This is a genomic window from Paenibacillus sp. FSL E2-0178 (assembly GCF_038593005.1).
GTDB lineage: Bacteria > Bacillota > Bacilli > Paenibacillales > Paenibacillaceae > Paenibacillus_AQ > Paenibacillus_AQ phytohabitans.
Window position 1 is genome coordinate 7,025,950 of record NZ_CP151953.1, and the last position, 23,457, is coordinate 7,049,406.

The window sequence follows — 23,457 nt, forward strand, 5'->3', positions numbered from 1 at the left end:
TGGCAGAAACTAAGTGCAGGAGGCTAGATCAATGGGGAATATCATCGTTTTCGAGATCGACTTCAACACCTCGGGCTTGAAGCCGAACCGGCTCACCAGACAATGGTTCAAAGAGAGAATCGGGATCTTTCGGAGATTCACCTTGAAAAGCCTGGAGGCGCAGACCAACCAGCAATTTCTGGCTGTTGTCAAGCTAGCTCGTGACTGGAGTGACATGGTAGAGGAAGAATTGGCGCAGCACCCGCCCTTGCCGGCTAACATCCGCTTTGGAACTAACCTGGAGAGCAACAGAAGCATTGCTTCCTGGGTCCGGGAGGTCCGGCAAGCCCGGCAGAATCCCTATAAGGGTCAAGACCGGAATTTATTCATCACAAGAATCGACTTCGATGATTTGTATCACAAGAGCTTTGTACAGCAGCTGCATGATTACATTCCCTTGCCCGGCACTGTTGCACTGGTGAATCAGAAGGGATACCTCTGGGACACCGTTCATGGGCAAATGGCTCCGCTATTTTATTCATCGCCTCAGTTTTATGTCATTCTATATTCAGCCAGCGCCTATCTCTCCGGAGTACGCATCATGATTCCCGGCAATGGCCACCGTAATGTAATGAAGCTGCCCCATGAGGTCCTGAAGGACCGGAATTACGTTGATGTCATTCATGCTTTGTCTGTTACAGCCCCCACAGTGCCGCTTGTAGACCGTCTTTCCACTACGGAAATGGAGCATGTGCTCGCGGAATTCATATGATATTGCCATTCACAGCACCGGAAATAGCAGCCCACTGGGCTGCTATTTTGATGTCCGGAGTTGAGCTAACCCTCGTGGCTTAATTCGCTCTGCCCTGCAGCAGAATATTACTGGCCTTGCCGAAATCAAGCGCGGCTTTACCTGTCCGTTCTGCCGTTTGCTGTGCTAGCACGACCGCATTGACACCACAGGAGAACAAAGCTATATCAAAGCTGTTCGCATAAGCCTCCACCTGCTTCATGGTTTCCTCTATTTGCTCGTACCGCTCCACCACGAGGGTCTGTGTGACTTTGATGCTATAAGGCCAGGTGGCCAGAATATTGCGGATGGGCTTCGGCTTGGCTGTTGCCAGCAGCACCCGGCGGCCGCGGAGCAGATCCCAGAACCGGGAACTGACAGCCCACTCGCGGTTGATGCAGGCATGACAGATAGCGGAAGGCTCAATCCCGTAATGCTGAAAGACCGAATCGGTCAACATCCGCTTCAGATGCACCGGGGCTTTTATGCTCACGTCGTCGTAAGGCAGGATGCCCACGATGTCTGCTTTTTTCACAGAGGCAACGAGCTGATCCCGCAAAGCAAGATTCGGCAGAAATGTTCCTTTAAGACCCTTGTTTGCTTTCATCGCCCAAGGCTCCTTCAGCACCTCCTGCATCGGCCAAACCCCGTCTTGGGCAAGCACAAGATTCTCCCCGTCGCCTACCCGCACAAGTGAATAAGGAAGGCGGTGAGTAAGTGCGTGCTCCAGCCTCCCCAGTACCTCATACTGCTCCAAATAAACGCCGTAGTCCACAATAACCCTCCCCAATCTTTGTTGGAACATCATATGCTCGGGGAAGTCTGGTTAATTGTACCCCTGACTATTTTGATAGAAATCCATAAATAATCGCTGAAGAATAGACGGACATACAGGCTTTTACGGACTTCGTGCATATAGTGGCATAAACAGACCGCAGGAGGTTGAACAGTGGGGAAAACTATCGTGATCGAAATTAACTTCAACAATTATGGCATGAACCCGAACCGCCTTACCCGGGAATGGATTAGCGAGAGGATCCGTGTTTTCCGGAGATTCACCTTAAAAAGCCTGGAGGCGCAGACCAATCAGCAATTTCTGGCTGTCGTCAAGCTTGCCGGAGGGTGCAGCGGTATTGTAGAGGAAGAATTAGCGCAGTACCCACCCTTGCCGGGCAATATCCGGTTTGGGACTACCGCAGAGAGCAACCTGCACATTGCTTCATGGGTCCAGGAGGTCCGTAAAGCTCAAGAGCTTCATCCTGTCCGGCATTACCGGGATTTGTTCATTGCCAGACTCGATTCGGACGATTTGTATCACCGGACCTTTGTGCAGCAGTTGCATGATTATACCCCTTTACCCGGCACTGATGCGCTGGTGAATCAAAGGGGATATCTGTGGGATGCCGTTCAAGGGCAAATGGCGCCGGTATTCTATTCTTCCCCGCAGTTTTATGTCTTTCTGTATTCAGCCGATGCCTACCTTGCCGGTGAACGGATCGCTATTCCCGGCAAAGGCCACCATAATGTGGCTTTGCTGCCCCATGAGGTTTTTAAAGCCAGGAATTTCGTCAATGTCGTTCATTCCTCCAATGTATCTGTCAAAAAAGTGCCGTCCGAAAACCGTCTCTCCAGGGAAGAAATGAAACATGTGCTGGCAGAATTCATGTCGGAAGTTGAATACAACTAAAGTCAGGACGAGAGAGGGAGAGAGACATCTTGGGCATTGTTGAAAAAATAAAGGAGCGCTCGGCTGTAATTGCCGTGGCCGGACTTGGTTATACCGGCCTGCCGATGGCGCTGGAGATCGCACGGGCAGGATACAAGGTCTATGGCATTGATCCGGACCGGAGCAAGATTGCTTCGCTGCTCCGTAAACAATCTTACCTTATGGATATTCGCGATGAGGACCTGAAGGAGGTGATTAATGAAGAAGAGGGACTCATTCCCGGCGATGATTATGCTTGCGTTGCTCTGTCAGATGCCTTGATTATTTGTGTGCCGACGCCGCTTGATAAGAACCGTGAGCCGGATCCTTCATTTATCCGGCAGGTGATTGAAGAAGCACTTCCCTATCTGAAGCCACAAACCTTAATCATTCTGGAAAGCACCACCTATCCGGGTACAACGAGAGAGCTGGTGAGCAATGTAATTGAGGCGCGCCGTGGTTGGGTGGCTGGCGAAGACTTCTATGTCTGTTATTCACCAGAACGCATCAATCCCGGCAAAGACGGGATCAGCGTGAAGCAGACACCCAAAATCATCGGAGGCTGTACCGCAAGATGCCTGGAAGCGGGCAGCGCTCTATACGGCTCATTTGTGGAAACGCTGGTCCCGGTCTCCTCCACTACCCTTGCTGAAACGGCCAAATTGCTTGAGAACACCTTCCGCAGTGTAAACATCGCGCTCATCAATGAATTAACACCACTATGTGAGCGGATGGGCATCAGTATATGGGAGGTGCTGGAAGCTGCCGCAACCAAGCCGTTCGGGTACATGCCATTCTATCCCGGCCCCGGTGTAGGAGGACACTGCATCCCGGTTGATCCGCTGTATCTGTCCTGGAAGTCCGGCAGGCTCGGGCTGCCCCTGCACTTTGTGGAACTCGCGGACCGGGTGAATCAGGGCATGCCCGGCCTGATCCTGGAACGCATTCAGTGGCTGCTCCAGGCTGAAGGCAAGACCTTGAAGGGCTCCAAAATTATATTGTCGGGCATCGCCTACAAAAAAGATATCGACGATATCCGCGAATCCCCGGCGCTCGCGCTGTTCGTCCTGCTGCTTGAAGCAGGTGCTATTGTCCAATATTGCGACCCGTATATCCCTTCCTTCAAGCTGGGGGAAATGACGTATTTCTCACGCACCCTGCAGCCTTCACTATTGTCCTCTGCCGATCTGGTGGTCATTGCGACAGACCATTCCGCCGTGGATTATCAAGGCCTGGCGGATGCAGCACCGCTTGTTCTGGATACCCGGAACGCAACTAAGGACTGCACGCGGGGACGGATCGCCGTGCTGGGCAAACCATATCAGCATCAAGTAAGGTGGGGAAAATAATGGCATACTTTTTGGACGCGCGGAGTTTATCCGATGCTCCGCGCAGTGGTTCGATCAAGATTAAGCTTGGGTCTTCTCCCCAATTGTTTGGAAGGATCGGTATGGGATTCTCATCCTCCGTCGAGGATACGGTCATTATGGTCTGCGGCGCAATTGGACTGACCGGTGACGAGGAGGACACCTTCACCATTCACGTAGTCCGCGGCGAGTCCTATAATCCGGCGAACGTCATTTATATGATGCAAGGGACGGTGGCTGACTCTGGCTTCAGTGAGATGATTAGCTTTCATGTCCATGACTTTTCAGTTCCGGCTGTACCCTCCATTGTGTACACCGCTTATATCAGCGGGGAACCGACTACGTTCCGCAGCGGTCCCGAATTGTTCTTCGGTGTAGCCTCGCTGTCTTAGTCCGAATCCTAACCCAACATTTAAGGAGGAATTATCAATGGCATACTTTTTAGACCTCAGAAGTTCATCCAATGCTCCGTCCAGCGGATCAATCAGTATTGAGCTTGGTCCGGCCCCTGAACTATTCGGTTTGATTGGTCTGGGGATCTCGTCCATTGAGGATACGGTTATTACTCTTAGCGGCACAATTGGATTAATCGGTGACGAAGGGGACCCTTATACCATACAAGTGGTACGTGGCGAATCCTTCGATCCGGCGAATATCATTTACACGGCGCAAGGCTCAGTGGCTACCACCGGCTCCAATGAGCTGCACAGCTTTCATGCACAGGATCTTTCGGCTCCGGCGGTACCCACACTTGTGTATACAGCTTTCATCAGCGGGATCTCGACTACCGTCCGTAATGGCCCTGAAGTATTCTTTGGCATAGCTTCGCAGTCCTAGTTTGCTTTGGCAGATTGCTTCCGCCTCTCCCCAATCTATAGGTACAGGGGAGAGGGGAAGCATTTTGTGATGAGAATGGTAACTTGTACAAGGAGGCAGAGACATGGACGCAGATCAGCAAGGTCTGTTCAGTTTGTGCATGATCGTGAAGAATGAAGAAGCTGTGCTGGCCAGGTGTCTGGATTCTGTCAGCGGCCTTATGGATGAAATTATTATTGTGGATACGGGATCAACGGATGGGACCGTCTCTGTCGCGGGCGGGTATACTGACAAGATATTTTCATATCCATGGGAGGATGATTTTGCGGCTGCCCGCAATTATTCCTTTGAACAGGCGTCTATGCCGTATGTGATTTGGATGGATGCGGATGAGCTGCTGGCAGCGCCGGAGGCAGCGAAGCTGGCCCGCTTAAAGCTGCAATTAGCGCAGGAGAGGGAAGAGGTGGATGTGGTATGGCTGGGTACCCGGTTATTTGCCGATTCAGAAAAGGCCGCTTCCGCATCACTCCCCGTGTATACAGCGCGGAGGCCGCGAATGGTCAGACGTGAGCGGAATTTCCGCTGGCACGGGCGTGTGCATGAAGACCTGGATATTGGCACTGCCGCTGAGCTGAATACGGATATATGGATAGAACATAGACCTGTTGCCGCCCATACATGCCGTAACCGCACCATTCTGGAGCGCTGGATGGCAGAGGAAGACCGAGGGGAGGGGCGTGTGTTATTCCATTATGCGAACGAGTGCTTTGAGGACCGGGAATTTATAACCGCGGCCGGTTCCTACGAGCAGTTGTTGAGCGAGCCGAGCGGCTACCGTGAGGACCGGATTACAGCCTGCCTGCGGCTGGCTGAATGCTACCGGCAGCTGGGCGATGCTGAGAAACGGCTGAACAGCCTTTTCCGCTCCTTCCGCTATGGGCTTCCGCAGGCGGATATCTGCTGCGCTGCAGCCGGGTTCTTCGAAGAACACCGGGAGTGGGACAGTGCCGTCTACTGGTATCTTCAGGCGATAGCCCGGCAGAAGGACGGTGCGGGTAACCGGCCTGTCTCGCAGGCCTGCTATACCTGGCTGCCCCATGTGCTGGTCAGTCGCTGCTACGCAGCAGCCGGGGAGTGGGAGCAGGCCTGGCTGCATAATGAGCGGGCATTGACTTACCTGCCCGGTGACCAGGTCTTGCTTGGCAATAGAAGTAAGCTCCAAGCTGCGCGGGACATTAGACGTGATGTATGAGGTGGTGAAATCCCTATGGAACTAAGCTACCGGATGGTTATCATGAGGAATCATGAACGATACGGTCGTGCCCCTGCCCGGTTCACTCTGAATAAGAAGACCCTGGCCATACCGCTGAATCAAGCGGCGGTTGGTATTCCTTAAGCCGATTCCCCCGGTGTCATGCCGGGTAAGGCTTAGGAGGTTCTCAATCTGAGCAGCCGGAATCCCTTTGCCATTATCTATAATCTCTATACAAGCGCCAGCTTCCGCCTGATATATGCGCACCACCAGTTCGCCGCCCTTCGTCCGGCTTAGCAATCCATGTCGTACTGCATTCTCAACGAGCGGCTGGATGGACAGCGGAGGAAGCTTGAAACGGAGAGCAGGCTGGATCTCCCACACCACAGTTAACCTGTCTCCAAAACGAACTTGCTCGATGAATAAATAGGATTTCACCAGGGAAATTTCATTCTCCAGATCCACCAGCTGATTCGTATTAATGAAATCAACGCTATACCGCAAATAATCTGCAAATGCACCCGCTACATTACGCATCTGTTCCATATCAAATTCACTCAGGGCCATAATGGAGTTGATGGTGTTGAATAAGAAATGCGGTTTGATCTGGGCCTGCAAGTAGGCTGTTTCCATCCGCAGACTTTGGTCAATCGATTGTTTCAAAGAAATTAATGCCTGCACTCTGTACTTCAGCTCTAATCTCTCAACAGGTTTGGTTACATAGTCATTGGCTCCATGTAAGAATTCTGTATACGACTCTTCTGAAATGGAATGGGTAATTAACAAGAGAATCGGCAGCTCCGTAATATCAAAATGTTGTCTGACCCGCTTAGTAAGCTCATGTCCTGACACTTGGGGCATTTTCACATCGGCAATTATCAAATCCCAGGAAGCAGAGCGGATCAGTTCAAGGGCTTCATGAGCACTGGAGACCGCAGTTAATCTGTAATTTTCTTCAGAGAGAATATTAGCCAACACTTTCAGGTTCACCGGATCATCATCCACAATTAGAATATTCGGTCTAGCCATCTCATAGAGTGGACCGGACGATTCTGCATGGACCTTATATGCAGATCTTTTATCTTCGCTAATGTTGCGGCGCTGATCTTTGACCCTTCCGGCGGGATAATGCTCCGTATGCATCCGCGAATCTTCTGGTATCAAACGCATCTGATGCTGTGACGAAGGCAGGGTGAAACTGAATGCCGATCCTTCATGAAGTCTTGAGACCACTGTTAATTCGCCGTGATGGAGTTCTGCGAGCCGCCTGCTGATGCTGAGGCCAAGACCCATTCCACCTTCAATATTTTGTTGCCCCTGTTCATAAGGGTTGAAAATACGGGCCGTGGTTTCATCATCCATGCCTATTCCTGTATCCGTAATACTGACCTTAACCCGGTCACCAACTGTAGAGGCTTCAATAATAATCTCTCCTTGCTCCGTATACTTCATTGCGTTATGCAGCAAATTAAATAGAATTTGGGATAATCTTTTTTCATCTGCATATACGTGTGAGAGTTTTGAAGAGATATTGACTCTTAACTGCAGAGGTTTGCCTTCAATTAAGTAAAGGAGCATGTTGAGTACATCCGTGATAACTTTCCGGAGCTCCACATCTTTGAAATTCAACTGAATCCCCTTCTCTCCAAGAACGGGGGCATCGAGCAGGTCACCAAGCAGCAGGGACATCCGGTTTCCAATTTTGATTAATAGTTCAATGTTTTTGTGCGAAGGGGAATCCGCAGCTTGAGTACTGGCAGCAGATTGAGAATGGGCGATCTGTAGTATACTGTCCAGCGGTTTTTTCAATGCACGGGAAGTATGAACCAGAAACTTGTCTTTTTGTTGATGGTCGATCAGCAGCTTGTGGGTGAGTTCCTGATTCTCATACGACCGGCGGAAGAATTGCTTCAACCAATAAGCAGAAAAACCTACAATGGCTGAAAGGATATCAATCGGGTAAAAGGGGAGGTTTTTCTCACCGTTGTTCACAACAGCCCCCCATATAAGGCCGGAGATGATGGCACTTGCAGCAAACAGCAGAAAGCCGGTGTCCTTTTTTCGCTGGTAAACCATTTTCCCGTATAACATAAACATCCAGACAGCCGGGAGATTATATAATCCTCCGAACATCCAATAGGCGTGATTCAATATATCTTTAACCGGGAAAATCAACATATATATGCTGTAAATGGAGAGGATCATCACGTAAATCCGAAAGGATAGTTCTGTAACTTTGGGTGTATTAAATCTATAGGTTAACAGCAGCATGGAGAAAACCAGCCATAAGTAGGACAATAATTTGATTTTGATACCCCAGGTATAATTCAGAGGCAGCACATTCATGAGTATCGCATCATTGTCGGCAGCTACAGACAGCGCCGTACACAGGAGCAGGAGAATAAAGATCCATAAGGTACGCTGCCTTGACATGATTAATAATATTCCGGCATACACCGCATGCAGCAGGAAAATAATGATGGTTCCAAGCTGAAACCCTACAGACAACCGGCGTTCTCTATCCATGGAAGCTTCAGCACCAAAGCGAATAGAGTAGGAAATACCTGATTTCGTGCCGTGATCAAAATTGGCCGTACGAATGATTAGAATAATCTCATCCTCAGTCCCCGCATCATAGCTTACGGTAAAAGGAATGGATGCCGGTCTATACTGTTCCTTAACTTCAGCCGGTTGTCCCATGGTGTACAGGACTTTCCCGTTCACTTCAATCTCCGAAGAGGCTTGAATCTGATGGAACCAGAAGACATAAGGCTGCTCCATCGGCTGGTCAATCCGAATGCGCAGCACATAGGTGCCATATCCGTAGGATGAACCGGTGGCCTGTGTCCAATCGCCGGGAACTTGAATTGTCTGCTCATTTCTGCCGGACCTGCTCAGAATATCTTCGTTTGTCATCCACTTTGAGGGATAGAAATCCCATTGACCATCCAGCACAAGCGAATGGGATTGTTCGAAATTCCAGCCCCGGAAATCAAGTACACCCTGCTCAGCTTTAGGTTGCTCAGGCGAGAAGAAGCCCTTCTGCCAAACCTGCTGAAGGCCGACCAAAAGAACTAAAAAACAAAGGGTCAGAACGACATATTTCAAATAATATTTTGCGGATTCTCTATTCATAATTTAAAGACCTTCTACAGCTATACGGGTTTCCCCTTCATTTTTTACGTCAGTTAAAGACATTATTTCACAGAATTTTCCGGTCCGGATTTTTGGATTTCTCCTCCTTCTTCGAATGCCAGTCCTTCCAATAATGTTGCTTGCACATCCCTTTGGCGTAATGGTTGTTAGTGCAGGTGCCTGACTCGCATTTACGTTTTTCTTCCGCTCGTTTTTTGCCCAAGGTTAGATGCCTCCCCTCGAGCACAGTGTAAACGCCCCAACTGAACAAAAAATGAACAAATTTTCAATGTTTAAAAATGTAATATAATTCCATTAACGCATTCCGGGAAGTCCGCATATACATGAACATAAAGTCCGCCAAATCCATAACAATCAGATCAACCGGGTGAGGAGGGGAAGGATTGTCCGATTCCATGATTGAAATCAGCTTATGTATGATTGTCCGGGATGAGGAAAAAAGTCTGGGACGCTGCTTATCGTCAGTCGGGGATATTGCTGATGAAATCATCATCATCGATACAGGTTCTACAGATGGTACTAAGGAGATTGCCCGCTCCTTCGGTGCAAAGCTCTATGATTTTGCCTGGGTGAATGATTTCGCGGCAGCCAGAAACTATTCATTCCGTAAGGCCGGCAAAGATTACATTGTGTGGCTTGATGCCGATGATATTCTTTTGCCGGAAGACCGGGAGCAATTCATGCAATTGAAACGGATTTTGCCAGCCGGTATAGACTCGGTAGCCATGAAGTATAACGTGGGCTTTGATGGCGAAGGCAGGGCTGTAACCAGTCTCAGGCGCAACCGGCTGGTGAAACGAAGCTGCAATTTTGAGTGGATAGGCGCGGTACACGAGTATTTAGACATCCCGGCAAATATTCTGCTCAGCGATATAGCGGTTACCCACATGAAAGATAAGGAGCCTACCGACCGCAATCTGAAAATATACCGGGCCCGTGTGGAGCAGGGTGAGCAATTACCGGTACGGGATTTGTTTTACTTTGCAAATGAGCTGAAGAATAATCATTCTTTTGAAGAAGCGATATTTTATTATGCGGCCTATCTGGCATCCGGGTTGGGGTGGGTGGAGGACAATATCCGTGCCTGCATCAAGCAGTCGGAGTGTTATTATCATCTGGGGAACCTGCACGAGGCCGTTCGGGCAATAGGGCAGAGTCTTGTGTATGAGGAACCCGGACCCGAGTTTTGTTACCGGTTAGGATGTTATTTATGCGGACTTAAGGCTGTTGAGCAAGCGGTGTACTGGTTTGAATTGGCGCTTCAGGTGCCCATGAACAACAGCGATTTAGGCATCGTTAATCATATGTTTCACACCTGGCTTCCACATTATCAGCTGGCCTTATGCTACGACTATCTGGGGAACCCTCATAAGGCCAACTATCATAATGAACAGGTATTGCAATACAACCAGCAGACAGCCATGTAATTCAAGCCACCTGCTCATTGCGGAATTTCAAAGGAAACCTCTGTTCCTTCTCCCGGAATACTGGTGATCGTCAGCCCGCGGCCATAACGCTGAAGCAGCCGGCGGTTAGTGTTGGATATACCAGCTCCGCGGTTAGAATGCCGGGTGGGATTCAGAAGCTCCCGGATCAGACTATCTTCCATTCCGGTTCCGTTATCTCTTACTTGAACATGGATGGAGCCCGGCTGGTCCACAATCCTTACATGCAGTTCCTTGCTGCGATTATGCCCTGTAAACCCGTGATTCACGGCATTCTCAACAAAGGGCTGAAGGATTAGGGGAGGGATGGACAGGGTCAGATCAGCCTCTACCTCCCATCGGATAGAAACCGGTTCCTTCAGAATCGCATTCTCCACATGCAGGTAGGCCCGGATCAATTCAAGCTCATCTCCCAGCTTAACCCACTGGCCGGAATTCACCGTATCAAAGCTAATGCGCAAATAGGTGGTAAATGCTTCACTTAGATCATGCATTTGATCAATATCGATGACACTGAGTGCCGTAATGGCGTTAAGTGTATTGAAAATAAATTGTGGACGGATCTGCGCCTGTAAATAAGCGGCCTCCAGCTTCAGACGTTCATGTACGGAGCGTTTGAGTGAAGCCAGTGACCATACCCGGTACTGTAATTCCGCTGCATGTACAGGCTTGGCTACATAATCATTGGCCCCTGCGGTGAAGCCGGCGTAAATATCTTCGATCTGGTTGCGGGCGGTTAACAGCAGGATGGGCAGCTCTGAATGGGAATAACGCTTCCGTACCCTTCGTGTTAACTCATAGCCTGACATATGAGGCATCATAACATCGGCAATCAGCAGGTCCCATTCCACCTCTGAATTCGTCAGTAAGTCTAAAGTTTCGCTTCCGCTGCCGGCCATCGTGACCTGAAACTGACCTGAAGAGAGGATGTCTGCAAGAACCTTTAGATTAACGGGATCATCGTCCACCGCAAGAATATTAAGCTTCTGCTGTGCTAATAGACTACTGCGCGGCCCGAACTCAACGTCTCCAGAATCCTGCTGATCCGTAGCAGCTATACTAATCAGAGCAGTGTCATTCCCGGCAGCAAAGATCGTATCCGGGGCCGCTTCCAGCGAATCACCGGTTGCTGCCGGAAGGGTAAAGCTGAAGCTGGACGCTACCCCCGGAATGGAGCTTAGTTCAAAGAAGCCTCCGTGCAGTTCAACCAACTGCCGGCTAATGTTTAACCCCAGCCCGATTCCTCCGGTATCCTCGTTGACATATTCATAAGCCGTATAATTGCGGTCCAGTTCTGCCGCAGCGATCCCGCAACCCGTATAAGAGACAGAGACAAGGAGAGCGTCGTCTAAGCTTTCGGCAGTAATGGAGATAGACCCGTTGTCTGTGAATGCGAGGGCACCGCGTAAGAGATTGAACAGGATCTGCACGACCCGCTTTTCATCAGCCCAAGCTAAAGGAAGATCGGCAGGAATCTCTACGGACAGAGAAACCGGCTTATCCTTCATTAAATATTGCGCCATATCCGCCACCCCTGCAGCAGCTGAATGAATGGACATTGGCCCCGGGTGAAGATCAAAGCGGTGATCCCGTAAACGTGACAGATCCAGCAGGTTGTTGACAATATGGGACATCCGCCGGCTGATGAGAATTAACTGCTCCATATTACTCCGGGATTGAAGGGCTTGCTCACCCGCTGGTTCACTGTTAAATACGGATTGGGCCAGATTAATGATGCCATGCAAAGGTGTGCGTAATTCATGCGCAGTATTGGCCAGGAATTCATCCTTCCTCTTATCCGATTCACTCAACTTACGGTATAGCTCGGCATTGTCTTTGGCATTCTGGAAGTATTTCTTAAACCAGAAGGACGAGAACCCGATAAGCGCCACAATCAGATCCAGGGGATAATAGATGCCGGAATCCTTACTTAGGATTTGAATCAATCCCCACACCAGGCTTGAGATCACAGCTGAAGCTGTAAACAGCAGATATAACGAATGCTTGTACTTGCGGATAATCAGTTTGCCGGTGGTGTGAAAAAACCAAATGAAGGGCACAAGATAAAGGAATAAATATATCCCTTCAAAGTAGTAATACAGACGCAAGGGCGGACCTAGTAGAACAAATACAGTAAACATTCCTAGTACAGCAGCGAACCAATGAATTGATTTTTGCCGATCCTGGATATCAGTCAAATGCCGAATCAGCAGCAGCATCAAAAAAGGAGAAAACAGGTAAGCCAAAAGCTTGATTTTTAAGGCCCAGCTGTCATTAAGCGGCAGCCATTGCAGCCAGAGGGAGTCATGATCAGACGCAATGGAGACCGAGAGGGCCGCCAGCAGCAGAATAAATACAGGAAGCGCCGCTTCGTTGCGGTTGAACAAGTATAGAATGCCGGCATACAAAATATGCAGCAACAAAATCATCAGAGTAACCAATTGAAGAGCGATGGAAAGCGAACGTTCCTTGTCTATCGCATGCTGTGAGCCAAAGCGGATATTCTTCACAATTCCGCCAAGGTCCGGATGGCTGTAGTTCGCTACCCGCACAATGAGTTCAATCTCATCCGCTGGTTCACCCTTATAGGTGGCCGTATAGGATCTGGTAACGGGTTGGTATAACGCGGCTTCTGCAGCAACTTCCCCGAAGACCGCCGCTATCTGCCCGTTGATCTCAACTTCCGAAGAGGAAAGAATACGCTCTATCCAAAAGCCATAGGCCCCCGCTGGAGCCGGGTCTACCAGAATACGCAGTCTATACGTCCCGTAACCAAAAGAGGGATTCGGGGACACTTTCAGACTACTGGCCCAGTTGCCAGGCACCTGTATATGGCCGGACTTCTGCCCCCCGAATCCGGCCCGCGCAAGAAGCTGACCCGGATAGAATTCCCAGTCTCCCTGCAGGGGGATGGAATGGGATTGCTCGAAGTCCCAGCCGCGCATATCCAGAATCCCCGCAGAAGCTTGCGGATGATCCGGTGTATCGTTGACCACTGACCAAATCCAGCGGCAACCCAGCAGCAGGATCAGGAAGAAGATCAATGCTGTGGCCATTTTTAAAGGGTACGGGAGTCTAGCAGTCATTGTTCGCATAAAGAACACATTTCGACAATAAAGGACAGAATCCTTTTTATTACACATGAAGATCGAAATCCAAGTAAAAACCCGAACAAGGATAGCACCAGCAGTGCTATCCTTGTTCGGGTTTAACTTAGTTGATCAAGATCCGGCTTGCTGTGATAGGTGTAACGCCACCTCGAGAATCAGGTCCTCCTGCCCGGCAACGGCCTTGCGGCGGCCGAGCTCCACCATGATCGCCTTGGGGTCTACATGATACTCCGTGGCAATCCGCTCCACAGGCTTCACAAAGCCGGAGAACACGCCAGCCATGCCGCTTACGATACTCATGCTGCCGAGCTTCGGCGCTTTGGCGAAGGCGGTTTCTGCCTGCTCGGCCAGCTCAAGCAAAGAATAGAGTTCTATTCCTGTGTCCCAGCCGGATTGGTGAAGCGCCCCTACCAGCACCTCCAGTTGGGCATTGCCGGCTCCAGCACCGAAACCGCGCACGGTGCCGTCAAGGAGAGTCGCCCCGGCCTCGGCTGCAGCCAGTGAATTGCCGATCGCCAGACCCAGATTGTTATGGGCATGGAAGCCGACAGGGATATCGAGTATCCCGTGCAAGTACTGAATCTTCGCGGTTACATCCTTGGGCAGATAAGCACCCGCAGAATCCATCAGGATAACCGCTTGTGCGCCGTAGCTCTGCATCTTCAGGGCTTCTCTGCCCAGCACCTCGGCGGGAGCCATATGGGACATCATAAGAACGCCGTAGGCGGTACGATCCCGCCCGCGTACAAATTCAATATGCCGTTTCGTCAGATCGGCCTCCGTACAATGGGAAGCCACCCTTACAATATCAACTCCAAGCTCCAGTGCTGCCCGCAGATCCCGGTTGATCGTGGCAAAGCCGGGAATAACATGGATAGACAACAGAGTCTGCCGGAGATTGCTTCTGCATATGGACAGCATCTCCGCATCGGACAGCAGACTTTCGCCAAGCTGGAGGGAGGAGGCGCCGAGGCCGTTGCCATGTCCTACCTCCAATACAGCAATTCCCGCCTTCTCTGCCATTTGGGAGTATAGCTGCAGGTTCTCTCTGCTTAATTGATGTTTGATGGCATGCGAACCGTCCCTGAGCGTAGGGTCGCTAATTATAAGTGGGTGCATTGTCATTCTCCTTTGCACACAATAAGCGTTTGGCATATTCTTCAGCCAGGGCAATCGCAGCACAATTAATAATATCCAGATTGCCTGCATAAGTGGGGAGGAAATCGCCAAGCCCCTGGACCTTGACCATCATGGCGATCCGTCCGTTTTCAATTACCGGTGGCACAATAAGCTGATAGCCGGGCACATAATATTGGATGTTTTTCACCATATGGTCTACAGCTCTATTTAGACTTTCCATATCAGGATCAGGGACAACCGCGAAGACCGTGGTCTGCATATCAATACTGGGAATGGCCGGATTCAGGTTGAGAATTGCCTTTGAACGTCTGCAGCCTGTGTAGCTGCGAATGGCATCCTCTGTGGCCTCAATGTATTCATCCAGATTAATTCTTGTCGCAGGTCCGGCGCTAAGGGAGGCGATGCTCGATACTACTTCTATATAAGATACTTCATGCTGGGACTTGGCGATGGCATAGGCAAGCGGTACAGAGGCCTGCCCGCCGCAGGTGACCATATTCACATCATTGAGGTCCAGACATTCCTGCAGATTCACAGCCGGGATACACGCTGTACCCATCTGAGAAGGCGTCATATCAATCACGAATTTGCCCAGTGCTTTCAGCAAGGGATAGTGTCGGATATGGGCAGCAGCGGATGTGGCATCAATCACAATGTCGCAGCAATCGGGATGGCTCAGAATGGCATCAATGCTTTGATCGGATACCTGTACGCCCAACTCCCTGGCAATCTGAATCCCTCTGGAATCCGGGTTTCTGCCAGTGAAGAGACTGCAGGTCAGGTACTCAGAGCGGAATATCTTGATGAGCAGGTCGGTTCCGATATTTCCGCTTCCCAGAATGGCAACTTTTAGCTGTTTCGTGCGCATGGCAGTCACTCCAAGCAGTTAGATTGGTATTCATCCCTCGGGAGAAAGGGGAACATATCATCATAGGCCATAGACATCATTGTTCCGTCTTCCAGCTGGCGGGAGGACACCCGCGGGATGAGCAACTGATCGGTAGGAGTCATAATTTCGCAGATCATCGGTCCCGGCCGGCTGAATAATTCCCCGAGCTGCTGCTCCATTGTCTCAAGCTGCGAGATTCTCATATATCCGAGTCCGAATGTTTCGGCAATCTTGTCGAACGGCACAAAGCTTATCCCGGAATCCGGTCCTTCGCCCAGGTAACGCCCCTTCATAAAGTTGGACTGGGTGTGCCGGATCAGCAGATATCCGCCGTTGTTGAATAGAATGAATTTGACAGGAAGCTGATGGTGGCGGATCGTCTGCAACTCCTGCAGATTCATCTGAAATGATCCATCGCCTGTAATACAATAGACCTCCCGGCGGCCGGCGGCTACAGAGGCCCCTATGGCCCCCGGCGTATACCCCATAGTAGACAATCCGCCCGTGATGATATGCCGTTGTCCGGCCTTCACCTTGAAGGCTTGAGCATGGACATGGAAGCAGGAGCCGGTGTCTACTACAAACAGGGCGTCCTGCGGGGCCTGCTCCGAGAACCGGGTCATGAACCGATACGAATTGATGCCGCTGCTGTCGTTATCATATTCAGGTAAGTCCACGGGATAGCGCTGCTTCCAGTCTTGCGTCTGGTTTGCCCAATCTGTAAAAGAAGGAGCTGTATCCCATAACGCAGTAAGCCTGCTGAAAAAAGACCGCGCCTCTCCCAGAATAGGAATATCGGGAATGACAGAGGGTTTAATCAATTCCTTGGAGTCAATATCGACATGGATCTTGAACGCTTTCTTGGCGAAATCGACAAATTCATAACCGACCAGGCCAATTCCAAGCCGGCAGCCAACGGTAAGCAGAAGATCACAATTCTGCACGGTGAAGTTGGCAGGCCGGTCTCCGTATGTACCGGGACGGCCGACAAACAGCGGATGCTCATGATCCATCAGATCCATTCCGAGCCGGGAGGTCAGGACGGGAATTCCTGTTTTTGCGACAAATTCATGCATAGCTTCTACAGCATCTCCAAGCCGGACTCCGGCTCCTGCCAGCAGACATGGCCGGCTGCTGCGCTTCAGCGCAGACAGGACCTGCTTCAGCTCGGCATCCGTTATCTCCGGTACTGCATCGGACGGTTCAGTGAAGCCGGAATAGGCACCCGGGTCAAAGGAGGCTCCTTGAAGGTCCACGGGCACCTCCAGATATACTGGCCCTACACGGCCATTCTTTGCCAGGTAAATACATTTCTCCACTTCATATCTGACCTGGGAGATGTCCTCCAGTCTGACGGCATATTTGGTAATCTGACGAAAAATATCAAGAGAATCGAAGCCCTGCAGAGAAAATTGGCGCGGACCCTTCACCTGGGCAAGTGCTATCTTGGAATTCCCGCCGACGACAACCATTGGAGAAGAATCCACGTAGGCTCCGGTTACACCTGTAATGGTATTAAGCGCCCCCGGTCCTGCGGTCACATAAGCAACGCCAAGCTTGCCGCTCATCCTTCCGTAGGCCTCAGCGGCCATCGCGGCAGCCTGCTCGTGATGACAGCAGACGTATTCCTGCTTGCCGTGCTGGTAAAGGGCGTCGGTCAAATGCATGATCATTCCTCCGGTGACCAGAAAGACAGTTTCACCGCCCTCTTCGTATAAGGAGTTCGTGATATAATCCGCTACCCGCATGCTAATGATGATTCCTCCTTCCTATAACTCAGCGATATTCTAAGGCTGTCTTCCCAATCTTGATAAGCTTATTTATATGCGGATTTTGCGGGAATAGTTCAATTAGATCCACTAAATCCGCAATTTATGCCGGACTTGCCGGTGCACCCGGGCTTACTGATCTATGGTATTGGGAGGGTACAGTCTATATGCTTTCTTATCATAAAAAAGATGGGGGAGAATACAAATGAGAAGAGTTATCCGAGCAAGTTGTGCGAAGCGGGGATGTTGTCTGAACCGGAAAGGGGATTACTATAATGAAACCTGCCAATATCGCAATCCTTGGAGCGACAGGTCACATTGCCAAGATTCTGATCCTCGGTCTTGCGTCTGCAAACGAATATCAATTGTATTTATTCGCACGCTCTAAGGACCGATTGGCCCTTTTTTTGGCTGAGAATAACCTCAAAGAACATGTCCATCTGTGCGGTTACGAGCAATTCGCACAAGCAGCAGCATATGACGTTATTATTAATGGTGTAGGGATAGGAGATCCGCAGGACCTGATTCAGCATCCGTTCAAGGTCTTTCAAATTACGGAGCAATACGACAATATGATTCTGCAATATCTGCAAATGTACCCAACCTCAACGTACATTAATCTTAGCAGCGGGGCTGCGTATGGATCTGACTTTGAGTGCCCGGCAACCAACGGTAAGCCTCTTACTTTGGATATTAACCATTTGTCCGTCAAAGACTTTTACGGAATATCCAAGCTTAATATGGAGGCCAAACATAGAAGTCTGAACAGTTATAGAATTGTGGACCTCCGGGTATTTGGTTTCTTTAGTGCTTTCATTGATTTGAATTCCAAGTATTTGCTGACGGATATTATTAAACATATCAAGACGGGAGAAGTGCTGCACACTTCAGCAGACAACATCGTAAGAGATTATGTGCACCCCAAGGATTTTCTTCAATTAATCAAGCTGTGTCTGCAGGAGATTGTCATGAATAATGTATATGATGTATATTCGCTCAAACCCGCAGCTAAATTTGAGATTCTGGACTATTTCGCGGAAACACATGGACTGAACTATGAGATTCAGAGTGACCCTTCGCATGATTCGATTACTGGCTCCAAAAATAACTATTATTCTCTAAACCATAAGGCTTCGGATATAGGGTATCGGCCTGGTTATACCTCCTTACAAAGTATACAGACCGGTTACGGGCAATTGAAAATAGGAATGTAAAGGTAATGAAGCCGCTGAATCCGTTCAGCGGCTTTTTTTAAAAAAGCACATATAAGGGTAACTTTGAGTAATGGTTATAAACAAGGAGGAAAAGAAGATGTTATTCGAAAATTTCCAACTGAGAACGGTCGACACTGGAGAAGTGAAAATCCGCTTACGCTACGGCGGAGAAGGACCTCCGCTGCTTCTTTTACATGGGCATCCGCAAACACATATGATGTGGCATCACATTGCTCCGCTACTGGCCACAACATTCACGGTCGTTATGCCGGATTTAAGAGGATATGGTGATAGTTCCAAACCTCAAACAACAAATGATCATTTTCCTTATTCCAAACGGGCTATGGCCAGAGATCAAATTGCAATTATGAAAGAGTTGGGATTTAATCAATTTTCAGTTGTGGGTCATGACAGAGGGGGCAGATGTGCCTATCGGCTAGCACTCGATTTCCCTGAAGCCATCACTAAGCTGGCTGTACTTGATATTATTCCAACAGGAGAAGCGCTCAGACGCACAAATAAAGAATTTGCCCTCGGGTTCTGGCACTGGTTCTTTCTGGCCCAACCCTTCGATCTTCCTGAACAATTGATTGGCCACGACCCGGACAGTTTTTACTTTCGGGGAGACAGAAGCATTTTTCACCCTGAAGCCCTGGACGATTATTTACGTTGTATACATCAGCCGGGAACGATTCATGCTATGTGTGAGGACTATAGGGCTGGTGCTTCTATCGATTATCAATTAGATGAGGCAGATCGGGGAATCCATACAATTAAATGTCCCGTTCTAGTTTTATGGAGTGAGCAGGGTGAGCTTCCAAAATGGTATGATGTCTTGTCAATCTGGCGGGATTGGGCGGAAGAAGTAGAGGGTCGCGGAATCAATTGTGGACATTATTTGGCTGAAGAGGCGCCTAAAGAGACTTTTGAAGAATTGTATAATTTTTTGATAGATTAACTTTGCTTAACATAATTGTAGTTGAAGTTAATTCCCTTTTTCAACAGAAACAGCATTGACTCTATCTATGTTCCCTAACTATAATATTAATATAATAGTGAATAGGTTAATGTTAATGTTAACTAAACGACCTGAAGCCGGACTGGAAGATTTGTTCGGTATAATAATTCCCTAAGGAGGGCTTAGCTTGTCTCAATCTATACCCGCATACACCGGTTATCTCTTAGTTCATTTCATCGGGGAGCAGCCGGATGGCGAACAGGTCTACTTCTCCTACAGTGAGGACGGCCTGCACTTTAAGGATCTGAACGCGGGTCTGCCTGTTCTGCGCTCGGAGCTCGGGGAAAAGGGAGCCAGAGATCCCTTTATCATCCGTTCGCCGAAGGAAAGCAAATTCTATCTGATTGCCACCGATCTGCGCATTGCCAGCGGCAAGGGCTGGGGTGCAGCCGTGGAGGCCGGCAGCCGCGATATTATCGTCTGGGAATCTGCAGATCTGGTGAACTGGTCACAGCCGTGGGCAGTCACGGTCGGTGTGGAGGGCGCCGGATGTGTCTGGGCTCCTGAGGCGATTTACGATGAGGCTGCGGATGAATTCCTGGTATTCTGGGCTTCGGCTACTCAGGAGCCGCATGAGAGTGATCGGAAGCACAAGATATATAGTGCACGTACGAAGGATTTCCGGGAATTCACAGCCGCCGAGAAGTACATTGAACGCGACAACCATATCATTGATACGACAATTATCGCTGCTGGCGGGAGGTACTACCGTTTCTCGAAGGATGAGACAACTAAGAATATCCGGGTGGAGCAAGGTGCGTCGCTGGATAAAGACGCCTTCAGCTTTGTGGATGCGCCGGTTCTGGAGGCCATTATGGGCGTGGAAGGCCCAGAGATTTATAAGCTGAACGGCCGCGGGGAATGGTGCCTGATTGTGGACCGTTATGCGGAAGGGAAGGGATATCTTCCCTTGTTAACGTCTGACCTGAGCAGCGGTGATTTCCGCGTGCTTGCAGACGGGGAGTTCGACCTTGGTGTAAACACCAAACGCCACGGCGGAGTCCTTCCGGTTACTGCCGGAGAACGCAGCCTGCTGCTGGCGGCCTTCGGGGACGGACATAGCTACATAATGAATGAAACAATCACCAACCCGGTTGTCCTTCAGCGGGCAGACCCCTGCATTTACCGGCATAGTGACGGCTATTATTACTTCACTGCTTCGGTTCCCGAATATGACCGGATTGAGCTGCGGAGAGCCCGGACGATTGGCGGACTTCCAGCCAGTGAGCCTATTGTCATCTGGACGAAGCATACCACCGGTATTATGAGCGGTTATGTATGGGCGCCGGAAATTCATTACATCAGCGGGAAGTGGTACATCTATTTCTCCGCCGGCAGTGATGATGCACCTTTTGCGCAGCGTCTGTATGTACTGGAGAATGATTCTGACAATCCGCTGGAAGGAAGCTGGGAGGAGAAGGGGAGAATCTATACCGCATGGGATACGTTCTCGCTGGATGCTACTACCTTTGCGCATGCGGGATCGCAGTATCTGGTGTGGGCGCAGGAGGACCCTTCGGTTCAGGGGAACTCCAGCCTGTTTATCTCGAAGATGGCTAATCCATGGACGCTGGAAGGTGAGCAGATTCTGCTGACCCGGCCGGACTATGAGTGGGAGACGATTGGATACCGTGTAAATGAAGGACCTGCTGTTATAAAAAAGAATGGAAGAGTTCTTCTGACCTATTCGGCCAGCGCGACCGATCACCATTACTGCATGGGGTTGCTAACCGCGCCGGATGACAGCAATTTGTTGGATTCCGGCTCATGGACGAAATCCCCGGTCCCGGTCTTTACGACCAGCGAAGAGAACGGCCAGTACGGTCCGGGACATAACAGCTTTACGGTAACGGCAGATGGAACGCAGGACCTGCTCGTCTATCACGCCAGAAATTATAAGGAAATAGAGGGAGATCCCTTGAATGACCCTAACCGTCATACCCGTGTCCAGCCTGTGGCATGGGGAGAAGACGGACTGCCGGTATTCGGATTGCCGGTGCCGGATGGCCATGAGCTAACTTTATAGAATGAGGAAGGGGTACCCGGCATGCGCCAAGCAGCCGGGTGCCCCTTCTTGCTGAGCAATGGATTATCCAAATAGTGTTCCCTAATAGGGAAGCAAACTGTAATAAGAGCAATATCTGCTGTATTCACTGCATGTTCAAACGGGCTGGAATGCGTTTTACTAGAGGAGGAAACAAGCTTACCCTAGGGAGGAACTACAAGTATGACACAAGCTATGCAGCGTCAGGAAGCCGTATCCATTCGCAAAAATGAGGCGTTTGCCGCAGTTGCCGCGCAGCTGGAGCCCCGGCTCATTCAGCGGGAATGTACGCCGAAGCAGGTCGTCCGGATGATAAGGAATGAACAGCTGATCCATGGCTGGCAGGCAGAAGCGGTGCAACACGCACAAGACCTGCCCGGCATGTCATTCGGCAAAGGTGAAGAGGTGATTGTGGATTTCGGCGAGCATCTGGTCGGAGCTCTGGCAATCCGGATCGTTCCCGTCGGCAGCCCGCCGGATGCCCCGCTGCATCTGCAGATTACACTTGGTGAAATGCCGGTGGAGATGGCGGAACCCTTCTCAGAATACAACGGATGGCTTAGCAGCTCCTGGCTGCAGGAGGAGCGGATTCATCTGGATGTGCTCCCCGCTGCCCTGAAGCTGGAACGAAGATACAGCTTCCGGTATCTCAAGCTAAAGGTTCTGGATACCTCGCCCAAGTACAAGGTATCCTTTGCCGACATCAGCTGCACAGCTGTAACCTCTGCTGACCGTTCTGCATTATCCGCCACGCTCACCTCTGCGGACGCGGAGCTGCAGGCGATTGATGAAGTCAGCGTAAAGACGCTGGAGGAGTGTATGCAGGAGGTGTTCGAGGACGGGCCCAAGCGGGACCGCAGACTATGGCTTGGTGACCTGCGGCTGCAGGCGCTCGCCAATTATGAGACATTCTCAGGCAACGGTCTTGTGAAACGCTGTCTGTACCTGTTCGCGGCTTATCCGGATGAACGGGGAAGGATCACAGCCAATTTGTTCATGAAGCCGCAGGTCATTGCGGACGATACGTATCTCTATGATTATTCACTCTTTTTTGTCTCTGTGCTTCACGATTATTTCCTGGCTACGGGTGACCGGAATACGCTGGAGGAGCTGTGGCCGTCTGCTTACCGGCAGATCGAGCTGGGGCTGGAGCGGCTCGACGAACGCGGAATCGTTGCTGATGATGAGAGCTGGTGGTCCTTTATTGACTGGCACCCTAACCTGAACAAGCAGGCCCCTTCCCAAGCTATCTTAATCTATAATTTGAAGCGCGCGCTGCATCTGGCAGCTTTGCTCGGAGATGAGCGTAAGGCTACGCTGGAGCGGACAATCGGAGAGCTTACACAAGCGGCGGCGGAGCATCTATGGGACGCCCAATCCGGCTGCTTCATCAGCGGCAGGGACAGACAGGTCTCCCATGCGTCACAGATCTGGATGGTGCTGGCTGAAGTTCCGGAACCGGAGCAGGCGAAGGCGCTCATGCTGAGGCTGCTGGAGGACAAGTCTGCGATTCCGATGTCCACACCTTATATGGTTCATCACTTCATTGAGGCACTGATTCAGGTAGGCGAGAGGGAGACAGCCATCCGGGAGATCAAGAAGTACTGGGGGCAGATGATTAAGGACGGAGCGGATACGTTCTGGGAGCTGTATGATCCAAACGACAAGAGCTTTTCACCTTACGGCAGTCATCTGATTAACAGCTATTGCCATGCGTGGAGCTGTACTCCGGCTTATCTGATCCGTAAATATCAGCTGTAGAA

18 protein-coding genes and 1 pseudogene are annotated in these 23,457 nt (G+C 50.3%); 12 read left to right on the top strand and 7 right to left on the bottom strand.

Annotated elements, in window-relative coordinates:
* Positions 1-31 precede the first annotated feature (31 nt).
* Positions 32-751, top strand: coding sequence for a glycosyltransferase (locus tag MHI42_RS30330; protein WP_342421571.1), 720 nt, complete (start codon positions 32-34; stop codon positions 749-751).
* A 79-nt stretch (positions 752-830) separates the two neighbouring features.
* Here the strand turns inward: MHI42_RS30330 and MHI42_RS30335 are convergent, their stop codons facing one another.
* Positions 831-1,544, bottom strand: a complete 714-nt coding sequence (locus MHI42_RS30335; RefSeq protein WP_342421572.1) for a GT-D fold domain-containing glycosyltransferase — start codon at positions 1,542-1,544, stop codon at positions 831-833.
* A 174-nt stretch (positions 1,545-1,718) separates the two neighbouring features.
* Here MHI42_RS30335 and MHI42_RS30340 point away from each other — a divergent pair, with 174 nt between their 5' ends.
* The 5 genes from MHI42_RS30340 (at position 1,719) to MHI42_RS30360 (ending at position 5,909) form a co-directional block, all read left to right on the top strand.
* On the top strand, positions 1,719-2,456 hold the full coding sequence (locus tag MHI42_RS30340; RefSeq protein WP_342421573.1) for a glycosyltransferase: 738 nt from the start codon (positions 1,719-1,721) through the stop codon (positions 2,454-2,456).
* Between the two features lie 29 nt (positions 2,457-2,485).
* On the top strand, positions 2,486-3,823 hold the full coding sequence (locus tag MHI42_RS30345) for a nucleotide sugar dehydrogenase (protein WP_342421574.1): 1,338 nt from the start codon (positions 2,486-2,488) through the stop codon (positions 3,821-3,823).
* On the top strand, positions 3,823-4,233 hold the full coding sequence (locus MHI42_RS30350) for a hypothetical protein (protein WP_342421575.1): 411 nt from the start codon (positions 3,823-3,825) through the stop codon (positions 4,231-4,233). The genes MHI42_RS30345 and MHI42_RS30350 overlap by 1 nt, the downstream gene beginning before the upstream one ends.
* 37 nt (positions 4,234-4,270) lie before the next feature.
* Positions 4,271-4,678, top strand: coding sequence for a hypothetical protein (locus MHI42_RS30355; protein ID WP_171717349.1), 408 nt, complete (start codon positions 4,271-4,273; stop codon positions 4,676-4,678).
* Positions 4,679-4,781: 103 nt separating this feature from the next.
* The gene (locus MHI42_RS30360) at positions 4,782-5,909 is read left to right on the top strand and encodes a glycosyltransferase (protein ID WP_342421576.1); all 1,128 of its coding nucleotides are present in this window, start codon (positions 4,782-4,784) and stop codon (positions 5,907-5,909) included.
* Positions 5,910-5,930: 21 nt separating this feature from the next.
* On the opposite strand, the gene MHI42_RS30365 is transcribed toward MHI42_RS30360, so the two are convergent.
* Positions 5,931-9,044 (bottom strand): ATP-binding protein, encoded by a 3,114-nt coding sequence (locus tag MHI42_RS30365; protein ID WP_342421577.1) that lies wholly within the window; start codon positions 9,042-9,044, stop codon positions 5,931-5,933.
* Positions 9,045-9,111: 67 nt separating this feature from the next.
* Positions 9,112-9,267 carry a hypothetical protein gene (locus MHI42_RS30370; protein ID WP_171717346.1) on the bottom strand — a complete coding sequence of 52 codons (156 nt, stop codon included), beginning with the start codon at positions 9,265-9,267 and terminating at the stop codon, positions 9,112-9,114.
* A 181-nt stretch (positions 9,268-9,448) separates the two neighbouring features.
* On the opposite strand from MHI42_RS30370, the gene MHI42_RS30375 reads away from it, so the two are divergent.
* The gene (locus MHI42_RS30375) at positions 9,449-10,492 is read left to right on the top strand and encodes a glycosyltransferase (protein ID WP_342421578.1); all 1,044 of its coding nucleotides are present in this window, start codon (positions 9,449-9,451) and stop codon (positions 10,490-10,492) included.
* Positions 10,493-10,506: 14 nt separating this feature from the next.
* Here MHI42_RS30375 and MHI42_RS30380 read toward each other — a convergent pair whose 3' ends face one another.
* From MHI42_RS30380 to MHI42_RS30395, 4 genes are all read right to left on the bottom strand, one after another.
* Positions 10,507-13,566 (bottom strand): ATP-binding protein, encoded by a 3,060-nt coding sequence (locus tag MHI42_RS30380; RefSeq protein WP_342421579.1) that lies wholly within the window; start codon positions 13,564-13,566, stop codon positions 10,507-10,509.
* Positions 13,567-13,731: 165 nt separating this feature from the next.
* A complete protein-coding gene (gene dmpG / locus MHI42_RS30385; RefSeq protein ID WP_342421580.1) occupies positions 13,732-14,739 on the bottom strand; it encodes a 4-hydroxy-2-oxovalerate aldolase in 1,008 nt (335 codons plus the stop codon).
* The gene (locus MHI42_RS30390; protein WP_342421581.1) at positions 14,720-15,628 is read right to left on the bottom strand and encodes an acetaldehyde dehydrogenase (acetylating); all 909 of its coding nucleotides are present in this window, start codon (positions 15,626-15,628) and stop codon (positions 14,720-14,722) included. Before MHI42_RS30390 ends, dmpG begins: the two co-directional genes overlap by 20 nt.
* A 5-nt stretch (positions 15,629-15,633) precedes the next feature.
* Positions 15,634-17,397 carry a thiamine pyrophosphate-binding protein gene (locus MHI42_RS30395; RefSeq protein ID WP_342421582.1) on the bottom strand — a complete coding sequence of 588 codons (1,764 nt, stop codon included), beginning with the start codon at positions 17,395-17,397 and terminating at the stop codon, positions 15,634-15,636.
* A 296-nt stretch (positions 17,398-17,693) separates the two neighbouring features.
* On the opposite strand from MHI42_RS30395, the gene MHI42_RS30400 reads away from it, so the two are divergent.
* From MHI42_RS30400 to MHI42_RS30420, 5 genes and pseudogenes are all read left to right on the top strand, one after another.
* Positions 17,694-18,632 (top strand): NAD(P)-dependent oxidoreductase, encoded by a 939-nt coding sequence (locus tag MHI42_RS30400; protein WP_342421583.1) that lies wholly within the window; start codon positions 17,694-17,696, stop codon positions 18,630-18,632.
* Between the two features lie 97 nt (positions 18,633-18,729).
* Complete coding sequence (locus MHI42_RS30405; protein ID WP_342421584.1) at positions 18,730-19,590, top strand: alpha/beta hydrolase; 861 nt, start codon at positions 18,730-18,732, stop codon at positions 19,588-19,590.
* 187 nt (positions 19,591-19,777) lie between these two features.
* Positions 19,778-20,494, top strand: a pseudogene (locus MHI42_RS30410) (glycoside hydrolase family 43 protein); the annotation flags it as partial.
* A gap of 225 nt (positions 20,495-20,719) precedes the next feature.
* On the top strand, positions 20,720-21,676 hold the full coding sequence (locus tag MHI42_RS30415) for a family 43 glycosylhydrolase (protein WP_342424833.1): 957 nt from the start codon (positions 20,720-20,722) through the stop codon (positions 21,674-21,676).
* Between the two features lie 201 nt (positions 21,677-21,877).
* Positions 21,878-23,455, top strand: a complete 1,578-nt coding sequence (locus MHI42_RS30420; RefSeq protein WP_342421585.1) for a sugar hydrolase — start codon at positions 21,878-21,880, stop codon at positions 23,453-23,455.
* Positions 23,456-23,457 lie beyond the last annotated feature (2 nt).

Excerpts from the sequence above, each read along its gene's own strand:
- MHI42_RS30420 (WP_342421585.1), top strand. The coding sequence starts at position 21,878 with ATGACACAAGCTATGCAGCGTCAGGAAGCCGTATCCATTCGCAAAAAT.
- MHI42_RS30405 (WP_342421584.1), top strand. The coding sequence starts at position 18,730 with ATGTTATTCGAAAATTTCCAACTGAGAACGGTCGACACTGGAGAAGTG.
- dmpG (WP_342421580.1), bottom strand. The coding sequence starts at position 14,739 with ATGCACCCACTTATAATTAGCGACCCTACGCTCAGGGACGGTTCGCAT.
- MHI42_RS30380 (WP_342421579.1), bottom strand. The coding sequence starts at position 13,566 with ATGGCCACAGCATTGATCTTCTTCCTGATCCTGCTGCTGGGTTGCCGC.
- MHI42_RS30365 (WP_342421577.1), bottom strand. The coding sequence starts at position 9,044 with ATGAATAGAGAATCCGCAAAATATTATTTGAAATATGTCGTTCTGACC.
- MHI42_RS30350 (WP_342421575.1), top strand. The coding sequence starts at position 3,823 with ATGGCATACTTTTTGGACGCGCGGAGTTTATCCGATGCTCCGCGCAGT.
- MHI42_RS30355 (WP_171717349.1), top strand. The coding sequence starts at position 4,271 with ATGGCATACTTTTTAGACCTCAGAAGTTCATCCAATGCTCCGTCCAGC.
- MHI42_RS30360 (WP_342421576.1), top strand. The coding sequence starts at position 4,782 with ATGGACGCAGATCAGCAAGGTCTGTTCAGTTTGTGCATGATCGTGAAG.
- MHI42_RS30415 (WP_342424833.1), top strand. The coding sequence starts at position 20,720 with ATGAATGAAACAATCACCAACCCGGTTGTCCTTCAGCGGGCAGACCCC.
- MHI42_RS30395 (WP_342421582.1), bottom strand. The coding sequence starts at position 17,397 with ATGCGGGTAGCGGATTATATCACGAACTCCTTATACGAAGAGGGCGGT.
- MHI42_RS30400 (WP_342421583.1), top strand. The coding sequence starts at position 17,694 with ATGAAACCTGCCAATATCGCAATCCTTGGAGCGACAGGTCACATTGCC.
- MHI42_RS30390 (WP_342421581.1), bottom strand. The coding sequence starts at position 15,628 with ATGCGCACGAAACAGCTAAAAGTTGCCATTCTGGGAAGCGGAAATATC.
- MHI42_RS30330 (WP_342421571.1), top strand. The coding sequence starts at position 32 with ATGGGGAATATCATCGTTTTCGAGATCGACTTCAACACCTCGGGCTTG.